The 4,454-nt window shown below is 55.9% G+C and carries 4 protein-coding genes and 1 pseudogene; 2 read left to right on the top strand and 3 right to left on the bottom strand.

The window, feature by feature from the left end:
- On the top strand, positions 1-270 hold a 270-nt coding region (locus RTY00_RS20450; RefSeq protein WP_312665873.1), incomplete at its 5' end, for an EamA family transporter.
- A 136-nt stretch (positions 271-406) separates the two neighbouring features.
- Here the strand turns inward: RTY00_RS20450 and RTY00_RS20455 are convergent.
- Both RTY00_RS20455 and metR read right to left on the bottom strand, forming a co-directional pair.
- On the bottom strand, positions 407-886 hold the full coding sequence (locus RTY00_RS20455) for a DUF1456 family protein (RefSeq protein ID WP_154194529.1): 480 nt from the start codon (positions 884-886) through the stop codon (positions 407-409).
- Positions 887-979: 93 nt separating this feature from the next.
- On the bottom strand, positions 980-1,912 hold the full coding sequence (gene metR / locus RTY00_RS20460) for an HTH-type transcriptional regulator MetR (protein ID WP_312665876.1): 933 nt from the start codon (positions 1,910-1,912) through the stop codon (positions 980-982).
- Between the two features lie 135 nt (positions 1,913-2,047).
- On the opposite strand from metR, the gene metE reads away from it, so the two are divergent.
- Positions 2,048-4,318: a 5-methyltetrahydropteroyltriglutamate--homocysteine S-methyltransferase gene (metE, locus tag RTY00_RS20465; RefSeq protein ID WP_312665877.1), complete on the top strand. Its 2,271-nt coding sequence runs from the start codon at positions 2,048-2,050 to the stop codon at positions 4,316-4,318.
- Positions 4,319-4,359: 41 nt separating this feature from the next.
- Here metE and RTY00_RS20470 read toward each other — a convergent pair.
- Positions 4,360-4,454, bottom strand: a pseudogene (locus tag RTY00_RS20470) (carboxymethylenebutenolidase); the annotation flags it as partial.

Consider the following 4,454-nt stretch of genomic DNA (forward strand, 5'->3'; position numbering starts at 1 on the left):
TCGCTGCAGTGGGGCATTCTGGTGTGGCTGGGCGTGGCGGCTTCAGGTTTGGGCTACTTCATGTGGAACTACGGCGCAACGCAGGTGGATGCCGGCACATTGGGCATTATGAACAACATGCACGTGCCAGCGGGCTTGCTGGTGAATCTGGCGATCTGGCAGGAGAAACCGCATTGGCCGAGTTTTATCGCCGGTGCCGCCGTGATTTTCGCATCCCTTTATGTGCATAAACGTTGGGTGCTAGGTCGGACGATCAAAAGCAACGCATAAAGCCAAAAGGGAAGGAAGTGGCCGCTGCGAAAAGCGAAGCGTCCGAGCCATGGATGGCGAGGGCGATCCACATGGATGTGATATTTCTTCGCGATCGGAGCGGCCACTTCCTGACCAGGCTCCGATCTAAAAGCGATTAAGCCTTCTTAGCCGGCCCCGGACGATGAATCATCGTCAAACCTTTCAGGAAATTACGCAGAATCTGGTCACCGCATTCGCGGAAATTCTTATGGTCTGGGTTACGGAAAATCGCGCCAACCTCAGCCTGTGAAATCTTAAAGTTCGCTTTCAGCAGCACATCCGGGATATCGGTGGTCTTCAGCTCAAACGCGATACGCAATTTCTTCATGAAAATGTTGTTATTCATGCGGCGCTCAATCGAAGGCGCGGGTGCATCTTCACTCTTACCGCGACGGTAAAAAATCAGACCGTTAAGGAAATAGCCCATCAATACATCCGGCAGTTTGCGAAACGCGGCATCGTCATCCTTCTTCATCCACGCCTGCACGTCTTCCAGCGGCACTTCACTTCCCGCTAAGGCAAAAATCTCCACCACTTTGCTATCGCTCAAATCAAGCATATAGCGCACGCTGCGCAGAACATCGTTACTCATCATGGTGAAACTCTCTTGGTCGCGGGTTGAGGCGGCGCATTATAGAGCAGGCGGGACAGGGATAACAGCGCGGGCGACCTTCGCCGCCCAACATCATCAGGATGAGAGGATTTGCAGTGAGCCGGGACGCGCGGCATCGCGCACGAATGGCAGATGTTCACAGGCATGCTGACGGGCAAACCGCACAAAGGCTTCCATCACCGGCTGCCGCTGCTCGCCTTCGCGTACGGCGGCATACAAGCGGCTCCACAAGCCATCGCCCAAGGTCTTCGTCACCACCAAACCTTGCTGCTCAAAATTCTCGACCACCCAATGCGGCAGCGCGGCGATGCCCATGCGCGCCGACACCATCTGAATCAGCAACAGCGTATTGTCCACGCTCTTCAACGCCGGACTCACGCCCGCAGGCTGCAGGAAATGGCGCCACACATCTAAACGCTGACGCTGCACCGGATAAATCATCAGCACCTCATCGGCCATATCTTCCGGGGAAATATGCTCAAGCTGCGCCAATGGATGATCCGGTGCCATCACCAAACGCACTTCAAAATCGAACATCGGTGAATAGAACAACCCGCTGCGCGGCAGAATATCGGAGGTCAACACCACATCCAGCTCGCCTTGCTGCAATGCGGGCTGTGGATCAAAGGTCACGCCGGATTTGAAATCCATCACTACCTGCGGCCAGCTCTGGCGGAAATTATTCAGCGCGGGCGTTAGCCACTGAATACAGCTGTGACACTCAATAGCGATACGCAACGTGGCCTGATGCGGCTCATGACACGCCTGCAAAGCCTGCTGAATCTGCGGCAAAACCTGCTCGGCCAACTGCAGCAAAATCTCTCCCTGCGGCGTAAAACGCAGCGGCTGGCTTTTGCGCACAAACAGACGAAAGCCCAGCCGCTGCTCCAGATCGCTGAACTGGTGAGACAACGCCGATTGCGTCTGATGAAGCTGTGAGGCGGCGGCGGCTAACGAGCCGGTGTTCCGTAACGCCTGCAGCGTCCGCAGGTGTTTGAGTTCGATCATGAGAATCCTTCACATCGAGATTGAACAAATTGCGCTTGAGGAACATACAGTACCCGCAGATTATGGCGGTGTAAACATCTGGACGGCTAAACATCTCTGCACCCTACTCAGTTAAGAATATCTGGAGAACAGAAAATGACCATTCTGAACCACACTCTCGGTTTCCCTCGCGTTGGATTGCGTCGTGAATTGAAAAAAGCACAGGAAAGCTACTGGGCAGGTAAAAGCTCACAGGAAGAGCTGCTGGCGGTGGGGCGCGAACTGCGCGCCCGTCACTGGCAACAGCAGAAAGAGGCGGGCGTCGATCTGCTGCCGGTCGGCGATTTCGCCTGGTACGATCACGTTCTGACAACCAGCCTGCTGCTGGGCAACGTGCCTGCACGCCACCAGAACAAAGATGGATCCGTCGATCTCGACACGCTGTTTCGTCTTGGCCGTGGCCGCGCCCCAAGCGGTGCACCGGCGGCGGCGGCGGAAATGACTAAATGGTTCAACACCAATTATCACTATATGGTGCCGGAATTCACTCAGGGCCAGCAGTTCAAACTGACCTGGACTCAATTGCTGGATGAAGTCGACGAAGCACTGGCGCTCGGCCACAAGATTAAACCGGTGCTACTCGGTCCGGTCACCTATCTGTGGCTGGGTAAAGTGAAAGGTGTGCCGTTCGATCGCCTGTCACTGCTCAAAGACATTCTGCCGGTTTACCAACAGGTGCTGGCGGAACTGAAAAAACGCGGCATCGAATGGGTACAAATCGACGAACCTGCACTGGCGCTGGAATTGCCGCAGGCGTGGCGCGATGCATACAAACCGGCTTACGACGCGCTGCAGGGTGAAAGCAAACTGCTGCTCACCACCTATTTTGACAGCATCGGCCAGAACCTCGACGTGATCAAAGCGCTGCCGGTGCAAGGTCTGCACGTTGACCTGGTGCACGGCAAAGACGACATCCAACAGCTTAACCAGCAGATCCCGGCAGATTGGCTGCTCTCCGTCGGCGTGATCAACGGACGTAACGTGTGGCGCGCGGATCTCAGCAGCTGGTTTGCACGTCTGCAGCCGCTGGTGGGTCAGCGTCAACAATTGTGGATCGGATCATCCTGCTCGCTGCTGCATAGCCCAATCGATCTCAGTGTGGAAACGCGCCTTGATGAAGAGGTGAAAAGCTGGTTCGCCTTTGCCCTGCAGAAGTGCGCTGAGCTTGCACTGCTGAGTCAGGCGCTGAACAACAACGATGCCGCTTCGCTGGTCGAGTGGAGCGCACCGATTCGTGCGCGTGCCAACTCCACGCGCGTGCATAATGCCGCAGTCGGCGAGCGTCTGGCGAAAATCCAGGCCAAAGATGTTGAACGTACCAGCAACTATACCGAACGTGCCAAAGCGCAGCGTAACCGCTTCAATCTGCCAGCGTGGCCGACCACCACCATCGGTTCATTCCCGCAGACTACTGAAATTCGCGGCCTGCGTCTCGACTTCAAAAAAGGCAACATTGATGGCGGTAATTACCGCACCGGCATCGCCGAACACATCAAACAGGCGATTGTTGAGCAGGAACGTTTGGGCCTCGACGTGCTGGTGCACGGAGAAGCAGAACGTAACGACATGGTGGAATACTTCGGCGAGAACCTCGACGGCTTCGTGTTCACCCAAAATGGCTGGGTACAGAGCTACGGTTCACGCTGCGTTAAACCACCGATCATCATCGGCGACGTGAGCCGTCCGCAAGCCATCACCGTTGAGTGGGCGAAGTACGCGCAGTCGCTGACCGACAAACCGGTGAAAGGCATGCTCACCGGTCCGGTGACGATTCTCTGCTGGTCATTCCCGCGTGAAGATGTGAGCCGTGAAACCATCGCCAAACAGATTGCGCTGGCATTGCGTGACGAAGTGGAAGATCTGGAAAAAGCCGGTATCGGCATCATTCAGATTGATGAACCGGCACTGCGCGAAGGCCTGCCGCTGCATCAGTCCGATTGGGCGGCGTATCTGACCTGGGCGGTGGATGCATTCCGTCTCAATGCCGCCGTAGCGCAGGATGACACCCAGATTCACACTCACATGTGTTACTGCGAGTTTAATGACATCATGGACTCGATTGCTGCGCTGGATGCGGACGTCATCACCATCGAAACCTCACGTTCCGATATGGATCTGCTGGATACCTTTAAGGAGTTCGACTATCCCAATGAAATCGGTCCGGGCGTGTATGACATTCACTCGCCGAACGTGCCGAGCGTGGAGTGGATGGAAGAGTTGCTGCGCAAAGCGGCGCAGAGCATCCCGGAAGCGCGTTTGTGGGTGAATCCGGATTGTGGCCTGAAAACCCGTGGCTGGACGGAAACCCGTCAGGCACTGGCGAATATGGTCAAAGCGGCGCAAAACCTGCGGGGTGAAACGGCTTAGAAGCTGTAAATGAGATTGGGGCGCAGAGGCGCCCCTTTTTATTACGCGTTTGGCGCTACGCCATACTGCGCGAACCACGCTAGCATGCGTTGCCAGCCATCTTTGGCGGAATCAGCGTGATAACTGGCACGATAAT

It is taken from the genome of Pantoea sp. CTOTU49201, assembly GCF_032054795.1.
Taxonomy (GTDB): domain Bacteria; phylum Pseudomonadota; class Gammaproteobacteria; order Enterobacterales; family Enterobacteriaceae; genus Pantoea; species Pantoea symbiotica.

Bases quoted from the DNA above. Each gene is read 5' to 3' on its own strand.
- metE (WP_312665877.1), top strand. From the start codon at position 2,048: ATGACCATTCTGAACCACACTCTCGGTTTCCCTCGCGTTGGATTGCGT.
- RTY00_RS20455 (WP_154194529.1), bottom strand. From the start codon at position 886: ATGATGAGTAACGATGTTCTGCGCAGCGTGCGCTATATGCTTGATTTG.
- metR (WP_312665876.1), bottom strand. From the start codon at position 1,912: ATGATCGAACTCAAACACCTGCGGACGCTGCAGGCGTTACGGAACACC.